This window comes from Ornithinibacillus bavariensis, assembly GCF_018333235.1.
In the GTDB taxonomy this organism is placed as follows: domain Bacteria; phylum Bacillota; class Bacilli; order Bacillales; family Amphibacillaceae; genus Ornithinibacillus; species Ornithinibacillus bavariensis.
Genome location: NZ_BORP01000004.1, coordinates 61,669 through 87,819, shown reverse-complemented (window position 1 = coordinate 87,819; position 26,151 = coordinate 61,669). Strand labels below are relative to the sequence as shown.

Annotated in this window: 26 protein-coding genes; 23 read left to right on the top strand and 3 right to left on the bottom strand. The window is 35.6% G+C overall.

Features of this window, described 5'->3' with window-relative positions; genetic code table 11:
- Positions 1–32 precede the first annotated feature (32 nt).
- From KI338_RS11045 to KI338_RS10960, 18 genes are all read left to right on the top strand, one after another.
- Positions 33–2,165: an HD family phosphohydrolase gene (locus KI338_RS11045; protein WP_212921064.1), complete on the top strand. Its 2,133-nt coding sequence runs from the start codon at positions 33–35 to the stop codon at positions 2,163–2,165.
- Positions 2,166–2,630 (top strand): rRNA maturation RNase YbeY, encoded by a 465-nt coding sequence (gene ybeY / locus KI338_RS11040; protein ID WP_212921063.1) that lies wholly within the window; start codon positions 2,166–2,168, stop codon positions 2,628–2,630.
- Positions 2,620–2,973: a diacylglycerol kinase family protein gene (locus KI338_RS11035; protein WP_212921062.1), complete on the top strand. Its 354-nt coding sequence runs from the start codon at positions 2,620–2,622 to the stop codon at positions 2,971–2,973. Before ybeY ends, KI338_RS11035 begins: the two co-directional genes overlap by 11 nt.
- A gap of 216 nt (positions 2,974–3,189) precedes the next feature.
- Positions 3,190–4,092, top strand: coding sequence for a GTPase Era (gene era / locus KI338_RS11030; RefSeq protein WP_212921061.1), 903 nt, complete (start codon positions 3,190–3,192; stop codon positions 4,090–4,092).
- Between the two features lie 155 nt (positions 4,093–4,247).
- A complete protein-coding gene (locus tag KI338_RS11025; RefSeq protein WP_212921060.1) occupies positions 4,248–4,400 on the top strand; it encodes a YqzL family protein in 153 nt (50 codons plus the stop codon).
- A 25-nt stretch (positions 4,401–4,425) separates the two neighbouring features.
- Positions 4,426–5,169 (top strand): DNA repair protein RecO, encoded by a 744-nt coding sequence (recO, locus tag KI338_RS11020; protein WP_212921059.1) that lies wholly within the window; start codon positions 4,426–4,428, stop codon positions 5,167–5,169.
- Between the two features lie 466 nt (positions 5,170–5,635).
- A complete protein-coding gene (gene glyQ, locus KI338_RS11015; protein WP_212921058.1) occupies positions 5,636–6,514 on the top strand; it encodes a glycine--tRNA ligase subunit alpha in 879 nt (292 codons plus the stop codon).
- Positions 6,514–8,598, top strand: coding sequence for a glycine--tRNA ligase subunit beta (gene glyS / locus KI338_RS11010; RefSeq protein WP_212921057.1), 2,085 nt, complete (start codon positions 6,514–6,516; stop codon positions 8,596–8,598). Before glyQ ends, glyS begins: the two co-directional genes overlap by 1 nt.
- A 274-nt stretch (positions 8,599–8,872) precedes the next feature.
- Positions 8,873–9,502: a transcriptional regulator CcpN gene (gene ccpN, locus KI338_RS11005; RefSeq protein ID WP_212921056.1), complete on the top strand. Its 630-nt coding sequence runs from the start codon at positions 8,873–8,875 to the stop codon at positions 9,500–9,502.
- Positions 9,503–9,522: 20 nt separating this feature from the next.
- The gene (locus tag KI338_RS11000; protein ID WP_244853557.1) at positions 9,523–10,323 is read left to right on the top strand and encodes a pyruvate, water dikinase regulatory protein; all 801 of its coding nucleotides are present in this window, start codon (positions 9,523–9,525) and stop codon (positions 10,321–10,323) included.
- A gap of 555 nt (positions 10,324–10,878) precedes the next feature.
- Positions 10,879–12,687 carry a DNA primase gene (gene dnaG / locus KI338_RS10995; protein WP_212921054.1) on the top strand — a complete coding sequence of 603 codons (1,809 nt, stop codon included), beginning with the start codon at positions 10,879–10,881 and terminating at the stop codon, positions 12,685–12,687.
- Between the two features lie 28 nt (positions 12,688–12,715).
- Positions 12,716–13,837: an RNA polymerase sigma factor RpoD gene (gene rpoD / locus KI338_RS10990; RefSeq protein WP_212921053.1), complete on the top strand. Its 1,122-nt coding sequence runs from the start codon at positions 12,716–12,718 to the stop codon at positions 13,835–13,837.
- An 80-nt stretch (positions 13,838–13,917) separates the two neighbouring features.
- Complete coding sequence (locus tag KI338_RS10985; RefSeq protein ID WP_212921052.1) at positions 13,918–14,472, top strand: hypothetical protein; 555 nt, start codon at positions 13,918–13,920, stop codon at positions 14,470–14,472.
- Positions 14,473–14,544: 72 nt separating this feature from the next.
- Positions 14,545–14,919, top strand: coding sequence for a cytochrome c550 (gene cccA, locus KI338_RS10980; protein WP_212921051.1), 375 nt, complete (start codon positions 14,545–14,547; stop codon positions 14,917–14,919).
- Positions 14,920–15,187: 268 nt separating this feature from the next.
- Positions 15,188–15,904: a tRNA (adenine(22)-N(1))-methyltransferase gene (locus KI338_RS10975; RefSeq protein WP_212921050.1), complete on the top strand. Its 717-nt coding sequence runs from the start codon at positions 15,188–15,190 to the stop codon at positions 15,902–15,904.
- Positions 15,882–17,012, top strand: a complete 1,131-nt coding sequence (locus KI338_RS10970) for a Nif3-like dinuclear metal center hexameric protein (RefSeq protein ID WP_212921049.1) — start codon at positions 15,882–15,884, stop codon at positions 17,010–17,012. The genes KI338_RS10975 and KI338_RS10970 overlap by 23 nt, the downstream gene beginning before the upstream one ends.
- A gap of 42 nt (positions 17,013–17,054) precedes the next feature.
- The gene (locus tag KI338_RS10965; RefSeq protein ID WP_212921048.1) at positions 17,055–18,368 is read left to right on the top strand and encodes a DEAD/DEAH box helicase; all 1,314 of its coding nucleotides are present in this window, start codon (positions 17,055–17,057) and stop codon (positions 18,366–18,368) included.
- A gap of 17 nt (positions 18,369–18,385) precedes the next feature.
- The gene (locus KI338_RS10960) at positions 18,386–19,279 is read left to right on the top strand and encodes a deoxyribonuclease IV (protein WP_212921047.1); all 894 of its coding nucleotides are present in this window, start codon (positions 18,386–18,388) and stop codon (positions 19,277–19,279) included.
- Positions 19,280–19,690: 411 nt separating this feature from the next.
- Here the strand turns inward: KI338_RS10960 and KI338_RS10955 are convergent, their stop codons facing one another.
- Positions 19,691–19,984 (bottom strand): DUF2624 domain-containing protein, encoded by a 294-nt coding sequence (locus KI338_RS10955; protein WP_212921046.1) that lies wholly within the window; start codon positions 19,982–19,984, stop codon positions 19,691–19,693.
- Between the two features lie 171 nt (positions 19,985–20,155).
- Between KI338_RS10955 and KI338_RS10950 the strand changes: the two genes are divergently transcribed.
- Positions 20,156–20,515 (top strand): hypothetical protein, encoded by a 360-nt coding sequence (locus tag KI338_RS10950; protein WP_212921045.1) that lies wholly within the window; start codon positions 20,156–20,158, stop codon positions 20,513–20,515.
- Between the two features lie 48 nt (positions 20,516–20,563).
- Here KI338_RS10950 and yqfZ read toward each other — a convergent pair whose 3' ends face one another.
- Positions 20,564–20,881 carry a protein YqfZ gene (gene yqfZ, locus KI338_RS10945; RefSeq protein ID WP_212921044.1) on the bottom strand — a complete coding sequence of 106 codons (318 nt, stop codon included), beginning with the start codon at positions 20,879–20,881 and terminating at the stop codon, positions 20,564–20,566.
- Between the two features lie 80 nt (positions 20,882–20,961).
- On the opposite strand from yqfZ, the gene KI338_RS10940 reads away from it, so the two are divergent.
- From KI338_RS10940 to KI338_RS10925, 4 genes are all read left to right on the top strand, one after another.
- Positions 20,962–21,597, top strand: coding sequence for an NfeD family protein (locus tag KI338_RS10940; protein WP_212921043.1), 636 nt, complete (start codon positions 20,962–20,964; stop codon positions 21,595–21,597).
- A gap of 186 nt (positions 21,598–21,783) precedes the next feature.
- The gene (locus KI338_RS10935; protein WP_212921042.1) at positions 21,784–23,412 is read left to right on the top strand and encodes a Na/Pi cotransporter family protein; all 1,629 of its coding nucleotides are present in this window, start codon (positions 21,784–21,786) and stop codon (positions 23,410–23,412) included.
- A 125-nt stretch (positions 23,413–23,537) separates the two neighbouring features.
- Complete coding sequence (locus KI338_RS10930) at positions 23,538–23,993, top strand: 8-oxo-dGTP diphosphatase (RefSeq protein WP_212921041.1); 456 nt, start codon at positions 23,538–23,540, stop codon at positions 23,991–23,993.
- A gap of 65 nt (positions 23,994–24,058) precedes the next feature.
- Complete coding sequence (locus KI338_RS10925) at positions 24,059–25,006, top strand: phosphotransferase enzyme family protein (RefSeq protein WP_212921040.1); 948 nt, start codon at positions 24,059–24,061, stop codon at positions 25,004–25,006.
- A 208-nt stretch (positions 25,007–25,214) separates the two neighbouring features.
- Here the strand turns inward: KI338_RS10925 and KI338_RS10920 are convergent, their stop codons facing one another.
- The gene (locus tag KI338_RS10920; RefSeq protein ID WP_212921039.1) at positions 25,215–26,093 is read right to left on the bottom strand and encodes a DMT family transporter; all 879 of its coding nucleotides are present in this window, start codon (positions 26,091–26,093) and stop codon (positions 25,215–25,217) included.
- Between the last annotated feature and the right edge of the window lie 58 nt (positions 26,094–26,151).

Genomic DNA, 26,151 nt, shown 5'->3' with positions numbered 1-26,151 from the left:
ACAATCAGAACAACATGGTAGAGGGGTGAAAAATGAAAATGTTTAAAAACTTATTTGATTCTTTACTTAATGTTCGAACAAAGTGGATACGAATATTCATACCTGTGCTAGGTTTAGCTGTATATTTCTTTTTTCTAACCTTTAATAATGTCCATACTGAAACATATGATATTGAGCCACTAACAAATGCACGAGAGACAATACGGTCTCCAATTACGATAGAGAATAAACAAGAAACTTTAAGAAAGACAAGAGAAGCATCTGAATCCGTAGAAGATCGATTTGATATTTCAGAGGATGTTGCGAAAGAACAAATTGGATATGTAGAAGAGATTTTTACCGCAATTAACAAACTGGAAACTGAGACGAAAGAGCTAGCGAAGTCTTCTGATGGACCAGTAAAATTATCTAACCAGGAAAAGGTTTTACGACTAAAGGAACTATTATCTAATTCTATCACTGAAAAGGTTGATGACAGTGTATTCTTGCGTTTAATCGATGTTCCTGCAGTCGAACGTAAACGAGGAATGGATATTTTTATCTCGTACTTACAGGATGAATACCATATTGGCGTTCGCACAAAAAATAAAACTAGTGCCATTGAAAATGTAAAAGAAAATATCAAGTATTCACCACTAGATAATAATATGATTGATGCACTGACAGAATTAAGCGAATTTGCTATTGTTGAAAACTCGTTTTATGATCAAGAGAAAACTGCAGAGGCGCGCAATCAAGCGGTCAGTAATGTTGAACCAGTCATGATTAATGCTGGAGAAGTAATCGTTAGAGAAGGAGAAGCGATTACAAATGAAGTGTATGAGAAACTTCAGCTTGTCGGCTTATTAAATGAGGACCGAAATGTATTTCCGGTAATAGGACTAGGATTATTTATACTACTAATTTGCTCGATTATTGGTTTTGAAATGAATCGGATCGATAATCAAAAAAGACTGGATAAAGGCAAGATTGCTTCCATTATTTTAATAAGTTTTTTTGTTGTTTCTATCATGAAGGTTATCAGTATTTTTACGACGCAGGCTAACCAGCTTTTCTTTATTGTTCCAATAGCGACTGGTGTCCTATTAGTAAAACAATTAATTACGGATCGTTTGGCGATTGTCTTGTCCATATTATATGCATTATTAGGTGGAATTATCTTTAATGGTCAAATACCAGGTTCTTTAAATATCGAAGCAGTCATTTATTTCTTATTCTCTCAATTTGGTGCGAACATCTTCTTAATGAATGTAAAGGATCGTCTCGCTATAGTTCGTTCTGGAATAGGCATGACTATTGTTAATATTATTGCTATATTACTATTTGTATTCTTGTCCTTTGAAAAATATTCATTGGGTGATGTAATTATCTTGGGTGGCTTTGGTATTGCTTCTGCATTTTTATCAGCAGTTTTAACGATCGGCCTACTACCATTCTTTGAGACTGGGCTTGGTATATTATCCGATATAAAATTACTGCAGCTCTCGAGTCCGAATCAACCATTACTAAAGAAAATTCTTACGGAAGCACCAGGAACGTATCATCATTCCATCATGGTCGCCAATCTGAGTGAAACAGCCTGCGATGCAATTGGTGCAAATGGGTTGTTAGCGCGTGTGGCAGCGTATTATCACGACATTGGAAAGACAGTAAGACCCCATTATTTTATTGAAAACCAATTGTCTATTAAAAACCCACACGATGTCATCTCACCGATACAAAGTGCAGAAATCATTATTAGGCATCCCTATGATGGTGCTGAACTATTAAAGAAAAATCGCATGCCAAAGGAAATCATTGATGTTGCCATGCAGCATCATGGTACGACATTACTCAAGTATTTTTATTTTAAAGAGAAAGAAAATAATAAGGATGCCCGTGAGGAAAATTTTCGTTATCCAGGTCCAAAACCACAAACGAAGGAAACTGCGATAATTTCAATTTGTGACTCGGTCGAAGCGGCTGTCCGTTCGTTGAAGGAACCAACGGAAGAGAAAATAGAAGAAATAGTTTCTAGTATAGTTAATGATCGATTAATGGATGGTCAGCTGGATGATTGTCCACTTACATTTAAAGAAATTAAAATTATCCATCAAACGATTTGTGAAACATTAAAAGGAATCTTTCACTCAAGAATTCAGTATCCAACAAAGGAGGCAAATTAAGTGCAAATAGATTTTCAAGATAATACGAGTACTGTTACAGAAAATCATCTTGAACTAGTTCAAGGCATATTAAAGCTAGCAGCAAAGAAAGAAAATATATCAGATGATGCTGAGGTCTCTGTTACTTTTGTTACGAATGAAGAAATTCAGGAAATTAATCGAGACTATCGAAATTTAGATAAACCAACAGATGTTATCTCATTTGCCCTTGAAGAATCCGTGGAAGGGGAAATGGCGATTATCGGTGAAGATCTTCCAGTAGTCTTAGGAGATATTATCATATCTGTAGAACGAGCAGAGGAACAAGCAAAGGATTATAATCATTCATTTGAAAGAGAACTAGGCTTTTTAGCAGTTCATGGATTTTTACATTTGCTAGGGTATGACCACATGACAAAAGAGGATGAGAAAATCATGTTTGGTAAGCAAGAAGAGATTTTAGGGGAGTACAATCTTGGCAGATAAAAAGAAATCCATTGGATTTACTTATGCATTTAGCGGTTTAAAGGAAGTTTTTAAATCAGAACGTAATTTTCGATTCCATATTATTTCAGCCATTCTAGTTATTATTGCTGGATTCTTATTAGGATTTGGTCTCATAGAATGGATGATAGCGATAACTGTCATTGGATTAGTAATGACCGCAGAAATTTTGAACACAGCAATAGAGGAAATTATTAACTATCTCAGGCCAGAGATACATCCAGCAGCAAAAAAAATTAAAGATTTGGCAGCTGCTGGAGTATTTATCGCGGCTGTAACTGCATTTGTTGTAGGTTTATTATTATTTTTGCCGAAATTATTTTAATCACCGCAAAAGCGGTGTTTTTTTATGTTTTTTTGCATATAATAGAGTGCTTTATAATTGTCGAATAAAAATTTTAAGCATACTCATTTTTTATCGAAGCATTAAATCTTTTCAAAGGTTTTGTCGATAGCATGAAACCTGAAAGATTTTATAGTATAATAGACCAAACAAAGAACGATTCTATATTAAAAAAGCTATACTTCTTGGAGGAACTACATGGAAACAAATTACAAATCAGGTTTCATCGCTATAATTGGAAGACCAAATGTTGGTAAATCAACCTTTATGAACAAAGTCATTGGACAAAAAATTGCTATAATGAGTGACAAGCCACAAACAACAAGAAACAAAATACAAGGTGTCTTAACTCAATCTGATGCACAATTCGTATTTATTGATACGCCGGGAATACATAAGCCTAAACACCGTCTTGGTGATTTTATGGTAAAAATAGCTGAGAATACTTTAAATGAAGTTGACGCAGTGCTCTTCATGATCAATGCAGAAGAAGGTTATGGTAGAGGTGATCAATTTATTATTGACCGACTTCAACGTGTTAACAGTCCAGTCTTCTTAGTAGTCAATAAGATAGACCTTGTACATCCAGATAAACTACTACCGTTAATAGAGCTATATCGTGAAAAGTATGATTTTGAAGAAATTATTCCAATATCTGCCCTTGAGGGGAATAATATAAATCGACTTTTGGACGTTTTAAAAGGGTATCTGCCAGAAGGACCACAATTCTATCCGGCTGACCAAGTAACTGACCATCCGGAAAGATTTATTATTAGTGAACTAATTCGGGAAAAAGTATTGCATCTTACAAGAGAAGAGATTCCGCATTCCATAGCGGTAGTTATTGAAAATATTGAAAAAAGAGAATCCAACGCTATTTTCATTCAGGCTGTCATTGTGACGGAACGAAAATCGCAAAAAGGAATATTGATAGGTAAACAAGGTAGTATGCTAAAAAATGTTGGTAAAAACGCCCGAAAGGATATTGAAGCACTACTGGGATCAAAGGTTTATTTAGAGCTTTGGGTTAAGGTTCAGAAGGACTGGCGAAATAAACAAAGCCAGCTATATGAATATGGGTTCCGTGATGACGAATATTAAAGTTGGAAAAAATTATAACTAATGATTCATGACTGTATGGAAAGGCTAAACATACTGGATCATTGAAAGATGTCCAGAAATACATGCAAGTAAACTTTGTTCTAACTTCAAAAAGATACTTCAAAAGAGAAGTACAAAGAAAGGTGTGTTTTCTTGTGATCGACTTTGTATGGAAATTATTTAGTCAAACAGGAAATATTGAGACCTATTTACTTATGAAAGAGTTAGAAAATGATTATAATGAGCTACCAGACGAGGGAAGCTCTGCTGCAAATCTGGATAATTTACCGGTGGACACTAACTTATAGCATGCAATAAAGAAGGGGAATCTGTATGCTAGAAAAAATTGATGGATTAATTATAAAAACGAGAGAATATGGTGAAACACATAAAATAGTTACGATATTTAGTAAAAGACTTGGTAAATTCTCGGCAATTGCTAAGGGAGCAAAAAAACCAAAGAGTAGAATGGCTGCTGTTACGCAGCCGTTCATTTATGGTCAATTTTTTGTCTATGTCAGTAAAGATTTAAGCAATATCCAACAAGGAGAGATTATAAACTCTTTTCGTGCAATAAGGGAAGATATTGTGAAGACTGCCTATGCGGCTTATTTGATGGAAATGACTGACAAGCTTCTAGATGACAAGACACCAAACGGGGAGATTTTTGACCAATTAATGCAAACCTTTGAGTGGATTAGTGAAGAAGCTGATGTTGAGATTCCCATAATGATGTATGAAATAAAGCTATATCGTGCAGGTGGATTTGCTCCTATAGTTGATCGATGTACGAATTGTGGTAGTAAGAATGGTCCATTCTCTTTTTCGTTTGTGGAAGGTGGGATTTTATGCCCGAACTGCACAGCTGTAGATTCAGATGCTGTTCCATTGCCACAACCTGTTGTAAAGCTTCTCTATATTTTTTCTACATATGGACTCGAGCGTGTTGGAACAATTTCAGTTAAAAAAGAAAATCGTGACTTAATCCGAAAAATATTGGACACGTATTATGACCGTTACGGCGGATATTTTTTGAAATCTAGAAAATTCCTGAATCAGTTGGATAAGCTACAATAGCTTAGCATAAATATTGACAATATAGGCCTTATTAAAGTAATATGATATATATTTCATATGCGATGTGACGAAAGAGAAGAGTACGTACTGATTATCTATTTAGAGCGAGTCCAGGGGGGTGAAAGCTGGATAATAGAGCAGTAGGGAAGGCACTCTGGAGCATCACCAACATACAAGTGGCTTTATTTTTGTAATAGAGCAAATAGGGTGGAACCGCGGAAATGTAACCCGTCCCTATGTCTATGAATTGATTTGTAGACATAGGGACGGGTTTTTAAACTTTCTGAAAAATTTCCACCAATAAAAAGGTCTTATGATTATTTAGTTATTTGGATAAGTGGACACTTACTTATCGAGTTAGAGATCATGTTCTCAAGGTAACATCTTTCCAAATATCGTCTTATTCATGGATAAAAGAGTGCATAGTTCTCAATTAAAGTAAAAATAAAATGGAGGGAAATAAAGTATGAATATACAAAACATGATTTTAACCTTACAAAAGTATTGGTCTGAACAAAACTGTATTTTAATGCAAGCTTACGATGTCGAAAAGGGTGCAGGAACAATGTCCCCTATGACATTACTAAGAAGTCTTGGTCCAGAACCGTGGCGAGTCGCTTATGTAGAGCCATCTAGAAGACCTGCAGATGGTAGATACGGAGAGAATCCAAACAGGCTATATCAACATCATCAGTTCCAGGTTGTCATTAAGCCCTCTCCTGATAATATTCAAGAGCTTTACTTAGAGTCTCTTAAGGCCTTGGGAATTAATCCTTTAGAGCATGATATCCGTTTTGTTGAGGATAACTGGGAAAACCCTACATTAGGAGCTGCAGGACTAGGCTGGGAAGTATGGTTAGATGGTATGGAGATAACGCAATTCACCTACTTCCAACAAATCGGAGGACTTGAAGCAAATCCAGTAGCTGTCGAATTAACATATGGGATTGAACGACTAGCCTCTTATATTCAAGACAAAGAAAATGTTTTTGAATTAGAGTGGACAGATGGATTTACGGTGCATGATATTTTTAAACAACCAGAATATGAGCATTCCAAGTATACATTTGAAGAATCTAATGTGGAAATGTTATTTGAATTATTTGCCAAGTATGAAACCGAGGCTAAAAAAACGATGGATAAAGGATTAATTTTCCCGGCATATGATTATGTCTTGAAATGTTCACACACCTTTAATCTTTTAGATGCAAGGGGAGTAATTTCTGTAACAGAAAGAACAGGCTATATTGCAAGAATCCGTAATTTAGCAAGAAGTATTGCTAAATCCTATGTGGCTGAAAGAGAAAAACTAGGCTTTCCAATGCTAAAAAAGGAGGCTAAATAATGGCTAAGAATGTACTTTTTGAAATAGGATTAGAAGAGTTACCGGCACGATTTATTGATGGTGCAGAACTTCAATTGGCAGAGAAAACAAAAAATTGGTTAGAAGAACTCCGTATTAATTATGCTTCGATTGAAACATTCTCTTCACCGAGAAGACTAACCGTTTTAATCCACGATATTGCTGAAAATCAAGCAACGATTGAAGAGGAAGCAAAAGGTCCGGCGATTAAAATTGCTCAAGACGAGAATGGCAATTGGACAAAGGCTGCTATTGGTTTTACAAAAGGTCAAGGAAAAACAGTTGATGACATATATACAAAGGAAATCAAAGGAGTTACGTATATCTTTGTCAATAAAGTAATCGAGGGTAAGCCTACAGAATCACTTCTACCTGGATTTGACGAAATTATTACATCGATTCAATTTGCAAAAAATATGCGTTGGGGAGAGCAGACATTACGCTATGCAAGACCTATTCGCTGGATCGTAGCACTTTATGGTAATCAAGTTATTCCTTTTGAGATTGCAGGAGTAACAACTGGAAATATTTCTTATGGACATCGTTTTTTGGGAAGCGAACTGACAATTGAAAATCCGTTAGATTATAAAGTACAATTACGGAAAAGTTACGTGATTGTCGACCATCAGGAACGCGAAAAGATGATTATTGATGGTATTAAATTAATTGAGGAAAAGAATGGCTATCAAGTTCCAATCGATCCAGAATTATTGGATGAGGTCCGTAATTTAGTGGAATATCCAACCGCTTTCTTAGGGGCATACGAAGAGGAGTTCTTAACCCTTCCTGAAGAAGTGCTGATTACATCGATGAAGGAGCATCAACGATATTTTCCAGTAAAATCAGGAGATGGGAAGCTACTTCCTTACTTTGTAGCAGTTAGAAATGGTGATGCCCATGCGATTGAAACCGTAAGAAAAGGAAATGAGAAAGTATTACGGGCAAGGCTATCAGATGCGCAATTCTTCTTTGAAGAGGATCAAAAGAATTCAATTGAATTTTATATTAATAAATTATCGAATGTGGTTTTCCAAGAAAAACTAGGTACGATACGTGATAAAGTAAACCGAGTGGTTCGTTTATCGAAAGAAATTGCGGAAAAATTAGCAACTGATTCCAATACTACGGTATTGGTGGCTCGAGCTGCTGAATTGAGCAAATTCGATTTAATGACGAATATGGTTAATGAATTTACTGAATTACAGGGTGTTATGGGCGAAAAATATGCAAGAATTTTTGGCGAGGATGAAGCAGTTGCTGTTGCGATTAGAGAACATTATATGCCAACTAGTGCTAATGGAGAGATTCCTGGAACGTTGGTAGGTTCCATCGTAAGTGTAGCTGATAAGCTAGATACGATTGTAGGCTGTATTGGAGTTGGTTTACGACCTACTGGTTCTCAAGATCCATATGGACTACGGAGACAAGCAATAGGTGTTCTACGAATATTAACGGAAAGAAAATGGGATATTTCCGTTGCTGATTTATTTGGAATTGCGATTGAACTATATAGAAATTTAAATCTTGAACACTTTAACAAAGAGACTGTAGTTGATGATTTACGTGGCTTTATCCAGCAGCGAGTTGCTTTTGTTCTTAAGGAAAGCGGTATAGAGCAAGATATCATACAGGCTGTAACTAGCGGTGAAATAGGTGTTATTGCAACTATTTTGAAAAAGGCAAGTATTTTATCTGCAAAACGTAATGAGGAATCCTTCAAACCTGTTCAAGAAGCACTAGGAAGAGTTCTAAACTTAGCTGAAAAAACGGAGGAGGTAGAGGTTCAGCCTCAGTATTTTGAAACGGATTCTGAAAAGGAATTATTTGCTGTTTATGAAAAAGTTGCATCTAATTATAGGATGCTTATTGAAAAAGGGGATCTTGAAGGTGCATTTCATGAATTAGAAACATTAACAGATCCTATTCATGAATTCTTTGATCATAATATGGTCATGGCAGATGATGAAAAATTAAAGAATAATCGCTTAGCATTACTAAACCGAATAGCTCTGGTACTAAACAGCTTTGCAGATTTGAATGCTATTGAGTGGAAGCAGCATTTTTAATTCAATTGAAAGAATTGATGGGTCATTAATGGCTATAAGGTTATCAGTTATTTTCAACAATCTTTTGAAATGTTGCTATACTAATTTCCATTTCCTGTGTAAATAGGCTATAATTTTGGTTAATAGTATGTCTATTTTTAATAGATGTCTAGTTTTGGGCGGTAGTGAATAATGATAGAGTCTCGAATAGGGTAAATCCTACTCAAGAATTACTCATCTTTCTATTCGACTAGTAGGTGCCCGATGCTTTTCTAAATTGTTGGGTGGTGAAATCGTGGAGTTATCCAATCGACAAGAAAAAATAATAGAAATTGTAAAAAATAATGGACCTATTACAGGTGAGCATATTGCAGATAAATTAAACCTGACAAGGGCAACATTAAGACCAGATCTTGCTATCCTTACAATGGCGGGTTTTTTGGATGCTAGACCACGTGTAGGCTATTTTTACACCGGAAAAACAGGCTCTGAATTGTTAACAGAGAAGATTAAAAAGTTCAAAGTATACGAATATCAATCCGTGCCAATTGTAGTAAATGAAAGTGCATCCGTGTATGATGCTATTTCTACGATGTTCTTAGAGGATGTTGGCACACTCTTTATTGTAGATAAAAACTCATGCTTAACAGGAGTAGTGTCACGTAAGGATTTGCTACGGGCAGCAATTGGAAAACAGGATTTAAACACTGTTCCCGTTCATATTATTATGACAAGAATGCCGAATATTACAGTATGCAGAAAGGAAGACCTTCTTATTGATGTTGCCAACAAGTTAATTTCGAAACAAATAGATGGTCTTCCAGTTGTTAAAGATACTGCACAAGGCTTAGAAGTAGTTGGTAGGGTTACAAAAACCACCATTACCAAAGTTTTTGTAGAACTAATTTCAGATAATCATATCTAACCTTAGGGGGATGGATGCCTGTGAATCGTAAAAAATCAGTTTTTATTTTATCGGATTCAGTTGGCGAAACAGCCGAATTGGTCATTAAAGCGGGATTAAGTCAATTCAGTAATGATTATGAAATTCTACGTATACCATACGTGGAAGACATCAAGACAATTGATGAAACCTTAAATCTAGCAAAAGAAGAAAATGGTATTATTGGCTTTACACTAGTTGATCCAAGTTTTCGAGATTATTTACAAAAAAAAGCAACTAGTTTACATATCGAAGCAATCGATATTATGGGGCCGATGTTACAAGCGATGGAAAGGGCTTTTGGAAAGAAGCCAAGAATGGAGCCGGGCTTGGTCCATAAATTAGATGAGGATTATTTTAAGAAAGTAGAAGCAATTGAGTTTGCTGTTAAGTATGATGATGGTCGTGATCCAAGAGGGATTGGTAGAGCAGATATTATACTTATTGGCGTATCAAGAACGTCAAAAACGCCACTATCACAGTTTTTGGCACATAAACGCTATAAGGTTGCGAACATTCCGATTGTCCCTGAAGTAGAGCCACCTGAAGAATTATTTTTAGTAGACCCGAAGAAATGTATCGGTCTAAAAATCGAGCCTGAAAAGTTAAACGATATTCGGAAAGAGCGACTAAAAGCATTAGGTCTTGGGGATCAAGCTTCCTATGCTAATATAGAAAGAATTCAAGAAGAGTTGGATTACTTTCATAAAGTAATGGAAAGAATCGGCTGCAGAGTAATTGATGTTTCTAATAAGGCAGTAGAGGAAACAGCGAACCAAATATTACGATTAATAAATGAATAAAAATACGTTAGGAGCATGACTCGTTGAACGCGCCACTATCTACTTAACAGGTTGCAGAAGTTCAGAGGAGAATGCTCCTATCTTTGTGGGTTTCTTCGTTAGAATAAGCTTTTGGCTACACCAAAGAAAGAAATCGCAAAAAAAAATCATAAAGGTATAGTATTTTTTTATAAAATGTATTATAATAATTTTTTGTGTAAAAATAGATGATATTGTATAGAATAGTACAGTATGTGTGAAGTATAGATATTCAGAAAAATAAAACATTCATTTTTAAGAAGGAATCTGAAATTTTTTGTAGAATAGTATTAATAGACTAATTTTATATGTTTAATTTATACATAAATAGTCTAGTTATAAGGTATAAGGATTTTTGATTATACAAGACTTAATTTATGATTACTTCTTATCCTTCTAATAATGTTTTACATGCATAGAAGGAATTTTTTTCGACCAATATAAAAAACTTGTCGAAATTTGAAGGATTTTATGCATAGCTTATCGAAATTATAGTAATACAGTAATCTTTATTACTTTATAAGCATGGTGGTAAATATGGCAAATCAAATACCGGAGGAATTAATTGAACAGGTTCGCACATCAAATGATATCGTTGATGTTATTGGCGAATACGTACAGTTAAAGAAACAAGGTAGAAATTATTTTGGACTATGCCCGTTCCACGGGGAAAAGACGGCCTCTTTTTCCGTAACACAGGAAAAACAGATTTTTCATTGCTTTGGATGTGGAAAAGGTGGAAATGTAGTAACATTTCTGATGGAGATGGAGAACTTCTCCTTTTTTGAAGCTATTAAGTATTTAGCAGAAAGAGCTAATATCGATTTGCCAGTTGATGCGACGAGTAGAGAATCTCCGATTTCAAGTGAAAACCAACAAATACTTTCTGCACATGAGTGGTTAACAAAACTATTTCATCATTTGATCCGATTTACAAAGGATGGTAAAGCTGGCTATCAATATCTCCAAGAGAGGGGTATTACTGATGAAACGATTGATACGTTTCAGCTTGGCTTTGCTCCGAATACAAAGAATTTTACTGCAACCTTTTTAGAGAAAAAAGGCTTTCATCAGCAGATGCTTGTAAAATTTGGCCTTTTAAGTAGAAGTAGTGAAGATGGATCAATATCTGACCGATTTAGGGGAAGGGTTATCTTCCCAATTCGCAACCACTTAGGAAAAACAATCGCATTTGGGGCTAGGGCACTTCAAGGCGGTGAACCAAAATACTTAAATAGCCCAGAAACAGAGCTATTCCAAAAGGGGAAAATCCTTTACAACTTTGACCTAGCGAAGAAACATATTCGAAAATCGAATGAAGTTGTATTATTTGAAGGATATTTTGATGTCATCTCTGCCTATCAATCAGGAGTTCAAAATGCTGTAGCAACAATGGGAACAGCATTAACAGAAATACAGGCAAAATTGCTTAAGCGCTATGTAGATACTGTCATCATTTGTTATGACGGTGATAAAGCTGGAATCGAAGCAACTTATCGAGCGGCACAGCTACTGGAACAAGTCGGTTGCCTAGTGAAAATTGCTAGTATCAAGGATGGACTAGATCCAGATAGCTTTATTAAGGAATATGGTGGGGATGCATTTAAACGAGAAGTTCTTGAGGCTAGTCAAACCTTTATGAGCTTCTATATGCAATATAAGAAGAAGGACTTTAATTTAAGTCTTGAAGGCGACCGAATTCAATATGTAACTGAAATCTTACAGGAATTAGCCAAAATTGAAAGCCCGGTTGAGCGAGAATTTTATATTAAGGAACTAAGTAATGAATATAATATTACAGTTGAATCATTACAGCATGAAATAAACCAGTATCGGCAAAAAACGGGTATCCAAAAGGATAAGCGGGAAAAAGACAGATATACTAATAATGTACAAAAGTCAAGTAAATTACTTCCAGCATTCCATAATGCGGAGAGAAAGCTATTATCCTATATGCTTCAAAACCAGTCTATTGCAGAAAGGGTACAAGAAGAAATAGGTGCCTCCTTTAATATTGACGAGCATAAGATTATCGCAACCTATTTATATGCTTTTTATGAAGAAGGTAACAACGAGGATGTTAGCATATTTATTGAGCGTTTAGTTGACGAGAAAATTAGAAAATTAGTTATTGAATTGGCGCTAGATGATGCCCAATCAGATATCAGTGATAAAGCAGTCAGTGACTACATCCGAATTATTCAAAATGAAAGTAGTACTGGGGTAAATTTAAAACAGCTTAAAGCCGAGCAGAGATTAGCCGAACAACAGAAAGACCCAATAAAGGCAGCTCAAATTGCTCTAAAAATTATAGAGTTACAAAGACAAGTTAAACACTTAAATTGATTGAAGTAGTTAGGAAGGAGGGGGACTCATGGCTGACAACAAACCTTCACAAACAAAAGAAAATGAGCCAGAGTTAACATTAGAAAAAGCTAAAGAACAGCTGATTGAAATTGGAAAAAAACGAGGTGTTCTTGCTTACGAAGAGATTGCAGATCGCTTATCTAATTTTGAAATTGAACCGGATCAAATGGATGAATTTTATGAACATTTAGGTGATCAAGGTATAGATGTGATAGGTGAATCAGATGATGACCCTAAAATGAAGGAAATTGAAAGTGAAGAGGAATTTGATGTTAATGACTTAAGTGTACCTTTAGGCATTAAGATTAATGACCCTGTAAGGATGTACTTAAAGGAAATTGGTCGGGTAGATTTGTTATCTGCTTCTGAAGAGATTGAACTAGCTACGCGCATTGAGCAAGGTGACGAAGAGGCTAAAAAGAGACTTGCAGAAGCAAACCTTCGCTTAGTAGTTAGTATTGCCAAGCGCTATGTTGGTAGGGGAATGCTATTCCTTGATCTTATCCAAGAAGGAAACATGGGACTAATTAAAGCGGTTGAAAAGTTTGACTATCGTAAAGGTTTTAAATTTAGTACGTATGCAACCTGGTGGATTCGTCAAGCGATTACAAGAGCGATTGCAGATCAGGCAAGAACAATCCGTATTCCTGTTCATATGGTTGAAACCATTAATAAACTTATTCGCGTGCAAAGACAATTGCTTCAGGATTTAGGTCGGGAACCAACACCAGAAGAAATTGGTGAAGAAATGGATTTAACACCAGATAAGGTTCGCGAAATATTAAAGATTGCACAGGAGCCAGTCTCGTTGGAAACTCCTATTGGTGAAGAAGATGATTCCCATTTAGGTGACTTCATTGAAGACCAGGAAGCTATTTCTCCCTCCGATCATGCAGCATATGAGTTATTAAAAGAACAGCTAGAAGACGTTCTAGATACCTTAACCGATCGAGAAGAAAATGTGCTTCGACTACGCTTCGGTCTAGATGACGGGCGTACAAGAACATTGGAAGAAGTAGGTAAAGTATTTGGCGTTACTCGTGAGAGAATCCGTCAAATTGAGGCGAAAGCACTTCGAAAGCTAAGACACCCTAGTCGTAGTAAACGGTTAAAAGACTTTTTAGATTAATAATTGGTTGGTCATTGGCCGAGAGAGGAGGGCAATGACTTTCCTTCTTTTATCTTTTTATCTGCAGTGGGGTGATAATAATGGCAGATGAACGGATAGCTACCATCGTGAAAGAAATTAAATACTGGAAGGAACATAAATTACTTCCGGAAGTACAATGTGATTTTTTACTTGCCCTATATACACAAGGGGAGGAAGAATCTACACTGCTTGAAAAGAAATCAAAAGGAATGCTTTTACTGTATCTCCAGATAATTTTACTTGTTATGATGGTACCGTTTTCATTTCTTGTAGTTTATTTTACTCAATATAATTTTATTTTGCAACTGAGTATTTTACTTCTTTCTATTGGGTATGCAATTTGGGTATATAGCCATAATTATAAGAAGAAAAGTCAATTAATTCATATCGCACTAATTTTACTCTTAGTTCAACTATTTATTGCGACTGTCTTAATTGCTAACTTATTAAAGTTTAATCAATATATGATTATTGCAATTACGATACTTAATTTTGTTGGGTGGTTTTTCTTAGGTCAAAAATTGCGTAACAAATATTTGATATATACTGGCATTTTGGCTATGGTTATCACTTTGTTCGTAAACTTTTCACATCTTTTTTCTTTTAACTATTAAGATTTTAATATAGAATAGATATAGCTATGAGGAATACTAAGTATTCCGGGGATACATAAGGAGGAAATACTGATGAAACGAAACCCAGTAATCCCATACGCAATAATTGCTATTATTGGGATACTAGCTGTAATTATTATCTCAGCAGTAGGTATTGGCCAAAGGGATCAGATTGCGTCAGGTGGTGAAGAACAAGAACAAACCGATGGAGCACCTATGGAAGATCCAGAAGAAATCCTTAATGCTGCAAGCTGCTTGGCTTGTCATGGACAGGATCTCTCTGGTGCGGCAGGTCCAGCACTTAATAAAATTGGGGCAGAGTTATCCTTAGATGAAATTCAAGATATAATCACCAATGGAACTGATGGTGGTATGCCTGCACAAAAGGGAAAACTATCTGATGATGAGATTTCCATTATTGCGAAGTATTTAAGTGAGAAAAAATAAATAGCTAAAAAGTAAGCTTTCTGTCCACAATCAGAAAGCTTTTCTTTTATTGAATCGCATTGTTTAACGGGGATTTTATCCTTGCTATTAAATAGTCGATACGTAAAGTAATGGTAAGCTGTCTGTAATCGTCCGATTTTTTCTGGCCTATAGGCTGTAGGTCAAAAAGGCATGTATCAGGACGTCACGAATTTAGCCATTGTTCTTTCTTCAGTGGGGAAACCATAACCCTATTGATTGAAGTTTTACTTAATTGCGGAGGTTAGTTATGACGGAAGATGTTAAACTGTCAGAGCGTTTAATAACGGTAGCTTCTTTCTTGCCAATAGGAGCTAATTTTGCTGATATAGGCTCAGATCATGCATATTTACCGTGCTATGTATGTATGAATGATGAAACAGCACGGGCAATAGCAGGAGATGTAAGGGTAGGTCCATTATCTAGTGCCAGGGAAACGGTTTCTAAGTACAATTTGACTCATGTCGTTGATGTACGTCTTGGAGATGGTCTTCAAGTATTAAAGGAAAATGAAGTCGAGCAAGTTGTCATTGCTGGTATGGGTGGTTCCCTTATTCGAACAATTTTAGAACAAGGTCAGGATAAACTGGGTAGGGTTGAACTTATAATCGCTCAACCTAATGTGGATGAAAAAAATGTACGTAAATGGTATATGGAAAACGATTATCAGATACAAGATGAAGTCATACTAGAAGAGAATGGACATATTTACGAAATCATAGTTGGTAAGAAATCAACTAATTTAAAACCGTTAACAGATAGAGAAATCTTTTTTGGACCTATATTATTAAAGGAAAGATTACCTCTATTTTATAAAAAGTGGCAGATTGAGAAGGACAAATTATCTCGAGTGCTTAAACAAATGGGCCAAGCAAAAACAAAGGATCATACTAAAATGGCCAAATTTAAGATACAATTGGAATGGATAGAGGAGGTGCTAGAGGATGCAAAAAACAATCACCAATAAGGATATTTTTAAGCTTATTGAGAGCTGGGCACCTAAAAACTATGCCTATGACTGGGACAACATTGGATTACAGGTCGGTTCTTATAACAAGCCAGTGAAGAAAATAATGATTACATTGGATGTGTTAGAGCCAGTTGTGGACGAAGCTATTGCCAACGGGGTTGATTTAATCATTGCCCACCACCCTCTATTATTTAAACCATTAAAGCTATTAAATATTGATCACTGGCGTGGAAGAATTATTAAAAAGCTCATTCAACATGATATTAGTGTTTATGCAGCACACACCAATTTGGATGTTGCAGAGGGTGGTGTTAATGATATGTTGTCTGATTTATTGGGGTTAGTGGATAAAGAGATCCTAACCGATGTAAATCAAGAATCACTATTTAAAATTGCTGTTTTTACACCCGAAACCCATGTAGAGAATGTAGTAGATGCAATTAGTAAAGAAGGAGCAGGGCATATTGGGAAATATAGTCATTGTACCTTTCAATCAATTGGCACCGGAACCTTCATGCCTCTTGAAGGGACAACCCCATTCATTGGTCAGCAAAATCAACTAGAGAGAGTCAATGAAACGAAGATTGAAACCATTGTTTCAGAATCAATCCTTCAAAAAGTCATCAATTCTATGATTACTGCTCATCCATATGAAGAAGTAGCATATGATGTTTATCCGTTACAAAATCCTGGTAAAAAATACGGAATAGGAAGAGTTGGATCTTTACCGGAAGCATTAACTTTACGAGATTTTGCTAAAAAGGTGAAAGGTGCCTATAACATGAGTCATGTACGAGTTATAGGTGAATTAACCAAGAAGGTTAAAAGAGTTGCAGTTCTCGGTGGAAGTGGGGAAAAATATCTCTATCCAGCTGTGCAAAAGAAAGCCGATGTATATATAACAGGTGATATGACCTTTCACCAGGCACAAGAAGCTCTGGAAATGGGGCTAGCGGTAATTGATGCAGGACATTACATCGAGCATGTCATGAAGGCTGGTACCAAAACCTATTTAGATAGAAAGCTTAGGGAAATGGGTTCGATATCCCAAGAAATAGAGATTAGACTTTCCGAAGTTAATACGGATCCATTTCAGTATCAATAAGACTACAAAGGTTCTTACGGCAAGTATTAAAGGAGAAATTTCATGAATAATTCATTTGGAAATATGATGTTACATCCGCTTATGTTAGATGTGATTAAGAAATTAGAATTTCAAAAACCAACGGAAATACAACAAAAAGTTATCCCTTCTGTTTTGAAGGGGAAAAGTGTAATTGGACAATCACAAACAGGCTCAGGGAAGACTCATGCATTCTTGCTCCCGTTGTTTAACCAATTAGATGAAAATTTACATGAGGTTCAATATGTTATTACCGCACCAACTCGTGAGTTAGCTACCCAGCTATACAATGAAGTAAAGAAAATCATAAAGCTTGCAAATAAAGAACAGGTATGGAAGGCAAAGCTATTAGTTGGTGGAACAGACAAACAAAAAATGATGGAAAAATTAAAGGAACCGCCACATTTCATTGTTGGTACACCTGGACGGATACTAGATTTAGTGAAAAATGAAGCATTGTCCATTTTTTCATCAAAAGCCTTTGTTATTGATGAGGCTGATTTAATGTTAGACCTCGGCTTTATTGATGATGTAGATCAATTACTTGTTCGATGTAAGCCAGAAATTCAGTTAATGGTATTTTCTGCAACTATTCCCCAGCGTTTAGAGCATTTCTTTAAGAAGTATCTTGAAAATCCATTACATGTGAAGATTGCTAATGAGCTTTCTCCTGAATCGATGGAGCATCGGCTTATTGCAGTTAAACATAGAGATGAGGCATCGATTATCTACGAGATATCACAAACCATTAATCCATATTTAGCTATTATCTTTACCAATGGAAAAGAAAATGCAAATTCATTACATGCTGATTTATTAGAGAAAGGATTAAATGTTGGGCTGATTCATGGTGGTCTTACCCCAAGAGAAAGAAAGCGGGCATTAAAGGAAATTCAGGACTTACGTTATCAATATATTGTTGCAACTGATTTGGCATCGAGGGGAATTGATATCAAAGGTGTTAGTCATGTGATAAATGCACAGCTTCCTAAGGAAGAAGAGTTTTATATCCACCGAGTTGGTAGAACGGCAAGAGCTGGTATGGAAGGTACTGCAGTAAGCTTATATCGCGAAGAGGACATTAAACTCATAGAAAAATTGGAGCAAAAAGGCTTACAATTTGTTTTTTATGATGTAGGTAATGGTGAATGGAAGGATGCAAAAGCATGGAACGAACGGAACCTTCGTCCAAAGACAACAACAACCATTGAAAAAGAAGCATGGAAACAGGTTAAAAAGCCAAAGCAAGTCAAACCAGGATATAAGAAAAAAATGAAAAAGCAGCAGGAAGCAATTAAGAGAAAGTTAACCAAACAGAGTAGACAGAAAAAAAAGTAATAGGAGAGGTGTAAGGAATGCTTAAAATAGGATCACATGTATCGATGAGTGGGAAGGAAATGCTATTAGCGGCAAGTAAAGAGGCAGTTTCGTATGGTGCCAATACATTTATGATTTATACTGGTGCGCCACAAAATACGAGAAGAAAACCAATCGAAGAACTGAATATTGATGCAGGACTAAAACATATGGCGGATAATGGTATTGTGGATATTGTTGTTCATGCGCCATATATTATCAATATCGGCAACTCTGTAAAATCTGAAACCTTTGAGTTAGGTGTGAATTTCTTAAAGATGGAAATTGAACGAACTGAAGCTATCGGTGCAAAGCAAATTGTACTTCATCCAGGAGCCCATGTTGGTGCTGGTGCAGAAGACGGTATTAAAAAAATTATTCAAGGTCTGAATGAAGTGTTAGAAAAGAATCAACAGGTTCAAATTGCACTGGAAACCATGGCTGGAAAAGGTTCAGAGGTTGGTAGGAAATTTGAAGAAATAGCTCAAATTATCGATGGTGTTACACATAATGATAAGTTATCCGTTTGTTTCGATACATGTCATGTTCATGATGCCGGATATGACATTGTAAATGACTTTGATGGTGTGCTAAATGAATTTGATAAAATCATTGGTGTCGATCGGATTAAGGTTGTTCACGTAAATGATAGTAAGAACATTTGCGGTGCACAGAAGGACAGACATGAAAATATTGGCTTCGGACATATCGGATTTGATGCATTACATTATATCATCAACCATCCGCAATTAGCAGAATTACCAAAGATACTGGAGACTCCTTATGTAGGTGAAGATAAGAAAAATAAAAAGCCTCCATATAAATTTGAAATTGACATGCTTCGAAATGGTAACTTTGATGCAAATTTAAAAGAACTAATTGAAAATCAATGATTTATATAGGCTGAGACATAATGAAAGTAATTAACTCAAAAAATGAATAGATTTGCTGTTCAGCATAGAAATTCATGTGTTACTTCTAGAAAGAGGAAAGACTCTTACTGGGTTCGAGGTAAGGCTTCCGATATTTTTCTCGTCCTTCAGGTGGAAAGGTATCGGTGAGCCTCAAAAGTTCAAAAGGAGGTCGTAATGCTAGGGGCAATACCTCCTATGACCTCCTTGACTTTCCTTCATGACCGACATTCTGTCGGTCTGTGGCCTACCAGCCGCTTGGGGGTCAGGCACGTAATCCTTTTTTGAGTAGTGGTTACGCCTTTACTAGAAGTGAAAGTGACAAATATTTCTTGAAGCTAGTTTATTACCGAAGCAGATTATTCGATTAATTGTGGATAAAATATTTTTGTCTCAGCCTCTTTCATTAAATAGGTCCTCAACGCCATACGATTTAATTAGTTCGTGAAATAGCTGATTAGCCTTTTTAGCTGTTTGTGGATCCGTTATCCGACTTAAATCATTTAGCATTTTATCTCTTTCTTTCTTATCAAAAGGATCAATTCGATTCCCCTGAACATATTTGGAAATTTCCTTCGCTTGTTCAGAGCTTAGGTTAAATCCATATTCCTTTGCATACTTCAAAATATCCTCTGAAGTAATTTGTCTCATTTTTGTTAAAATAATTTGTTTAATAAAAAATGACATGCTAACAACTCCTTCCACTCCACTTTATGCAATTATATAAAAGAACTCAACTTGTTTATAAGAATAACCTGCAAACTACCCTAACTTTTTAGATGGAAAAAAGTAGCATTATATAATCCGTCATTCTCCACAAACTATAGATGCACCTCACCAAAAAGAAGGAGGTCAATCATGGACGATAAAAATCGTACAAAAGATGTAGAGAATGCTCCATTACGAGGGGAAGACAGGTATAGGGATGGATATTATTCCAGAAGAGATGAGGAAACAGCAGCTGAGTTAACTGCTGATGATTATCGCAGAAGTGTAGCAGTCGATGATGACACGGAACAAGCTAGTTCTGCTATGGGATGGATTGCCTTAGCGTTATCTATTGCTTCATTCTTCTGGGCACCAATCCTTTTAGGTGGAGCAGGTATTATTGTTGGGTTTATTGCGAGAAACCGAAATGCCAACACGCTAGGTAACATCGCTATTGCAGCAGGTGCTATATCCATTTTGATAACACTGTTCATATTACCCTTTGTTTAGATAGGGAGACTGGTCTTAATAGCCAGTCTCTTTCTTTTTGGATTCAAGCTAATATTTAGGGAAGAAGTAAAAATGGTTTATTTTTAATCGCTCTGGATCACTATTTGGATTTAGAGAGGAAAAATCATTCAGGACTTTTTCGATATCTAAATCAGAACTTTCCGGATTTAGTCGTTCGACAACAGTAAGTACTGTATCGCCAGGTCCTAATTTCACCTTTACAGCCTCAAATGACACCACATTTAATTTTTCTGTTGGAGCTGGAACAAGCTTATTTTTAGAGGAGAGATCCGTCCCGTAATAAATGTCTTTATATATACTGACCATAAATAGTATAATGAGAATGGTAATAATTAATTTTTTCATGTATTATTCCTCCAATAATGAAACTATTTTGAACGATTAATCGTATAAAGAGACAGAACATGTTGAAAGGGAGAAAGGGAATGGATATATTTTCTCAAGATTGGATTGCTTTAGTCATAACAGGATTAGCTACATTATTTTTAGTTGGGGAAGTATTAGTGAATATGCGGGGTATCTTCGCCATTTTAGGTATTGGTTTTATTACCGTTTATTTTTCAGTATATTTGGAAACGAACTCCCTTATTCTTATGCTTGTCATTTATTTTGTCGGAATCCTTTTAATTATTATTGATGGAAAAGTATTGAATGATGGTACACTAGCAACAATTGGAACAGTAAGTATGCTCGCAGCAGTTGCACTTCCTGCACCAAATTTTGCTGCAGGACTGTATGCAGTATTAGGTGTTTTACTTGGTGCTGGGGGATCGCTACTATTCTTAAAGGTTTTTAAGCGTCGTGAAATGTGGAATAAAATTACACTGAAGGATCAGTTAACGAGTGAAGCAGGATACAACTCAATGAATGAGGAATATAAAAAATTATTAAATCAAACTGCAATTACCTTAAACGATATGCGACCAGTTGGGACAATTCGCGTTGGCATGAAAGATTATAGTGCGGTATCGAATGGCCAATGGATTGAAAAGGGTACTGAAGTAAAAATTACTCAGGTTGATGGTACTAAAATATTGGTGGAGCCAAAAAATAATTCTTAGACAATTTGTCTAAGAATTATTTTTTTGTCTACATTTGTTAAATAAAGTGTAAATTTGCAGAATATTCTTATGTAAATTTTATGTAAAGATTTTTCATAATTACTTTACAATTAACTTTGTATTTACAATAATAATGAGGATGTCCTATTTATTATAACTTGATACTTATTAAAGGAGCGGCTGTCATTGGGGATAGATATTCAAAATTTAATTTTTGAATTTATCGGTGGATTAGGTATTTTCCTCCTCGGAATAAAATTTATGGGGGATGGACTGCAAAAATCTGCGGGAGACCGATTACGGGATATATTAGATAAATTTACCAGTAACCCATTTCTTGGGGTTTTAGCCGGAATGATTGTTACCATGTTAATCCAAAGTAGTTCAGGAACGACTGTTCTAACGGTCGGGCTTGTAAATGCGGGTTTTATGACATTAAGACAAGCAATCGGAGTTATCATGGGTGCAAATATCGGAACAACGATTACTGCATTTATCATTGGTATTGATATTGGAGAGTATGCACTACCAATCATTGCTGTTGGAGCTTTATTAATCTTCTTCTTTAATAATCAGAAGATTACTGCTATTGGTCAAACTGTATTTGGATTCGGAGCGCTATTCTTTGGACTTGAACTAATGAGTAGTGGGATGAAGCCTTTGCGAACATTGGAAGCATTCCAGGATTTAACACTTAGTATGAGTGAGCATTCCCTACTAGGAGTTGTAGTCGGAACACTATTCACACTTATAGTACAGAGCTCTAGTGCAACCATCGGTATTCTTCAAGGGTTATATGCAGAAGGTGCGATGGATTTAGATGCAGCATTACCAGTTCTGTTCGGTGATAATATTGGAACAACGATAACAGCTGTTTTAGCCGCATTAGGAGCATCTGTAGCTGCAAGAAGAGCTGCTGGTGTACACGTCATTTTTAATATCGTAGGGACTGCTATTTTCTTAACCTTACTTGTACCATTTACACACTATATTGAATTTTTACAAGGGGCACTGTCACTCGATGAAAAAATGACAATAGCATTTGCTCATGGAAGCTTTAATGTGTTTAATACAATTATACAGTTTCCGTTCATAGGCGGTTTGGCTTGGATTGTCACGAAGATTATCCCTGGACAAGACACGATGATTGAATATAAGCCACAGCATTTAGATCCAATCTTTATTCAGCAATCATCGGCACTTGCATTGGATCAGGCGAAAGCAGAGATTGTTCGTATGGGGGAATACGCCCATCAAGGACTGGAGGAAACAAATAATTATTTAACAACAAACCAAGCAAAGCACTCAGACATGGCTATGCAAATAGAAGGTGCACTGAATAGCTTGGATCGTAGTATAACCGATTATTTAATTGATATTTCGGGTGGCTCATTATCGGAATTCGAGAGTGAAAAGCACACGATATTAATGGACATGGTACGTGATATTGAAAGAATCGGTGATCATTTTGAAAATATTATTGAACTAATTGATTATAAAATTTCGAATAAGGTAGTTATGACTGATCAGGCACAGGAAGATTTAAATAATATGTTTGACCTGACAATGTCAACTGTAAGACAGGCTATTCGTGCTTTAGATAAAGAGGACAGAGAAGAAGCACTTGCTGTAATGCAGAAGGAAGATAAGATTGACAAAATGGAAAGAACCTATCGAAAAAAACATATTATTCGTATGAATGAAGGAATATGTAGTGTATCTGCAGGAATTGTTTTCGTCGATATTATCTCCAATCTAGAACGCATCGGTGACCATGCGGTAAATATTGCACAGGGTGTTTTAGGGGAACATTAAGATGATCACACAGCGAAATTGCTGTGTGATTTTTTATCGTTTTTCATAAATATTTTCATTTAAGCTATCAGAATCTTATGTTAAGGTGAAATAGTACTAAATAGTTTACAATAAGGAAGGTTTTTATGAGCAGAAGTGAAAAAGTGATCATAACAAATATGTGCATGGTCTACGATGATAAGGGTAATGTACTTGTCCAAAATCGTTTAAACCCAAATTGGCCAGGTATTACATTTCCTGGTGGACATGTAAATGATAAGGAATCTTTCTCCGAATCAGTTATTCGAGAGGTGTATGAAGAAACTGGGCTAACCATCGAATCACCAAAACTCTGTGGCATTAAACAATTTCAAACTGCTGAAAATGAACGATATATTGTTTTACTTTATAAAACAAAACTATTTAAAGGTAATTTAAAATCCTCAAGCGAGGGTGAAGTATTTTGGACAAGCAGGGAAAAACTATTCGATTACAAAGTTGCGAATGATTTTGAAAAAATGCTTCAAGTATTCGAAGATGATGAACTGTGTGAGCTGTATTATTACAATAAGGATGAGACTTTACATTCAAAGCTACTCTAGTTGTTTGTCTCCTCCGTTTATATCAACGGCAAACGTTTAGGGATGAAGGATGAAAGAGGAGAAGAATGATAATGGAAGAACAAATACTCGCTTCACTTAATGAATTATACCCTTTACATTTTATTAAGATTGAACCAGTAACAAATGAGATGTTTCAGTGCATTGCAAAAGATGGATATTACTACTTCAGAATGACGAATTACAAAAGCTATGATGAACAATTAGAAGAAGTTAATTATACAAGCTTTTTATCTAAAGAGGGGTTATGTGTATCACCACCAATAGCATCGATAAATGAAAAGGTTGTTGAAACGATAACAGTGAACAACAAAGAGTTTATGGCCGTTTTATATCAATCAGCTCCAGGAATACATCTGCCAAGAAATAGGTGGAATTCCAGTGTACTGAAAGAATTAGGGAGACAAATAGGTAGGTTGCACAAATTTTCTCAGAAATTTGAAGAATTACATCCACTGAAATACATTAACAATTGGTATGATAATGAAGAATATGCCTTTCTAAAATATATACCGGAAGAGGAAGTTGCTATAAGAGATATAGCAGAGCAAACATTGTCAGCAATCAAAAACTTGCCGAAGAATCATTCGAATTATGGATTACTACACGGTGATTTATGCAGAGAAAATATTTTAGTTGATGAAAATGTAAATTTGACAATGATTGATTTCCAAGATTGTGAAAGGCATTTTTATATCTTTGATTTAGCAGTTCCCATATATAGTGCCATAGAATATTCATTCGTTGGTGGAGGTAACATTGTTGAATATGGGGAAACTATTACAAAAGCAATCCTTGATGGTTATCAAGAAGAAAATTCTCTAACCCCAGAAATGATCGATAAGCTTCCACTTTTTATCCGTTTAAAAGAAGTATTTGAATATAGCTTAATGCATATGTACTGGGATAAAGAGAAGCTATCGGAGAACCAAATAAGAATAATGAATCATTTTAGGATGAGACTTGAACAAAACCATACTCTTCTTACCATTTAACAGTTGATACTAAGAAATTTATCAGGAAACATTAAAGAAATTGGATTCGATAATAAAAATCTATTGCTTAAATGTATTGAGGAATTCCGAACCTTTTCTTTTGAAGGCAATAGGGGACGTTATTGAAATAAGTAATGTTAAATTTCATATTTGTAAAAAAAGCGATAGTCTACTACATTTCGATGAAGTAGACTATCGCTGATTCTTTTTATGTATTTCTTAAGGGATCCCTTCTTAGAAAATTTGGTTTTAGTTCTGCGATTAGAATAGCTGCCATAATTAGTATTGCACCTGTTACCATTCGACCGGTTAAGATTTCATGTAAAAAGATTACCGATAGAATCATACCGAAAAATGATTCCAGTGATAGGATGATAGCGCCCTTTGTGGCGGTAGTATATCGAAAAGCTATATTTTGACAAACATATGCAATGGTCGTGGAAAACACTGCGAGGTATAGAATTGAATATATGGCTTCTTTTTCAAACGTAGTTGGGACATCACCTTGAATAAGGAGGACAACCATGCCAATAATAGAAGCGGTAATGAATTGCATAATCGTTAGCGAAAGTGCATCTTCTTTTTTAACAAAATGATTCGTATAAAAGATATCAAATGCAAAAGCTACCGCACAAGCAAGTGAAAGTGCATCCCCTAAATTAATTGTCATTGATCCTTGAAGGGATAGAAAGCCAATTCCTATAATTGCAATTATCGATCCAAAAATTTCATAGCGATCCACTTTTCGTTTATATATCATATAAGCAATAATTGGAACAATAACTACATTTACTGCAGTTAAAAAGGCATTCTTAGATGGTGTCGTATATTCCAGTCCAACCGTTTGCAAGGCAAAACCGACATATAGGATGGAGCCTAATATTGCTCCTTTCCAAATTACAGACTTTGTAAAAGTTATAATTTTCTTGCCGAATAAAAGTACTAGTATAATGCTCGCTATTACAAAGCGTCCAGCCATGACTTGATAAGCGGTTAAATATTCAAGCGCTATTGCTGTAATAACAAAACCACTTCCCCAAACAATAGCAGTAATAAGGAGCATTCCGTCCCCAATATATTGTTTCATTTCTTCTCTCCTAGAGTTAATGTTAGTTTTTCTCTATTATCATCCGTTTGAAAATATA

Bases quoted from the DNA above. Each gene is read 5' to 3' on its own strand.
- KI338_RS11045 (WP_212921064.1), top strand. From the start codon at position 33: ATGAAAATGTTTAAAAACTTATTTGATTCTTTACTTAATGTTCGAACA.
- era (WP_212921061.1), top strand. From the start codon at position 3,190: ATGGAAACAAATTACAAATCAGGTTTCATCGCTATAATTGGAAGACCA.
- recO (WP_212921059.1), top strand. From the start codon at position 4,426: ATGCTAGAAAAAATTGATGGATTAATTATAAAAACGAGAGAATATGGT.
- glyQ (WP_212921058.1), top strand. From the start codon at position 5,636: ATGAATATACAAAACATGATTTTAACCTTACAAAAGTATTGGTCTGAA.
- glyS (WP_212921057.1), top strand. From the start codon at position 6,514: ATGGCTAAGAATGTACTTTTTGAAATAGGATTAGAAGAGTTACCGGCA.
- dnaG (WP_212921054.1), top strand. From the start codon at position 10,879: ATGGCAAATCAAATACCGGAGGAATTAATTGAACAGGTTCGCACATCA.
- rpoD (WP_212921053.1), top strand. From the start codon at position 12,716: ATGGCTGACAACAAACCTTCACAAACAAAAGAAAATGAGCCAGAGTTA.
- KI338_RS10985 (WP_212921052.1), top strand. From the start codon at position 13,918: ATGGCAGATGAACGGATAGCTACCATCGTGAAAGAAATTAAATACTGG.
- cccA (WP_212921051.1), top strand. From the start codon at position 14,545: ATGAAACGAAACCCAGTAATCCCATACGCAATAATTGCTATTATTGGG.
- KI338_RS10975 (WP_212921050.1), top strand. From the start codon at position 15,188: ATGACGGAAGATGTTAAACTGTCAGAGCGTTTAATAACGGTAGCTTCT.
- KI338_RS10970 (WP_212921049.1), top strand. From the start codon at position 15,882: ATGCAAAAAACAATCACCAATAAGGATATTTTTAAGCTTATTGAGAGC.
- KI338_RS10965 (WP_212921048.1), top strand. From the start codon at position 17,055: ATGAATAATTCATTTGGAAATATGATGTTACATCCGCTTATGTTAGAT.
- KI338_RS10960 (WP_212921047.1), top strand. From the start codon at position 18,386: ATGCTTAAAATAGGATCACATGTATCGATGAGTGGGAAGGAAATGCTA.
- KI338_RS10955 (WP_212921046.1), bottom strand. From the start codon at position 19,984: ATGTCATTTTTTATTAAACAAATTATTTTAACAAAAATGAGACAAATT.
- KI338_RS10950 (WP_212921045.1), top strand. From the start codon at position 20,156: ATGGACGATAAAAATCGTACAAAAGATGTAGAGAATGCTCCATTACGA.
- yqfZ (WP_212921044.1), bottom strand. From the start codon at position 20,881: ATGAAAAAATTAATTATTACCATTCTCATTATACTATTTATGGTCAGT.
- KI338_RS10940 (WP_212921043.1), top strand. From the start codon at position 20,962: ATGGATATATTTTCTCAAGATTGGATTGCTTTAGTCATAACAGGATTA.
- KI338_RS10930 (WP_212921041.1), top strand. From the start codon at position 23,538: ATGAGCAGAAGTGAAAAAGTGATCATAACAAATATGTGCATGGTCTAC.
- KI338_RS10925 (WP_212921040.1), top strand. From the start codon at position 24,059: ATGATAATGGAAGAACAAATACTCGCTTCACTTAATGAATTATACCCT.
- KI338_RS10920 (WP_212921039.1), bottom strand. From the start codon at position 26,093: ATGAAACAATATATTGGGGACGGAATGCTCCTTATTACTGCTATTGTT.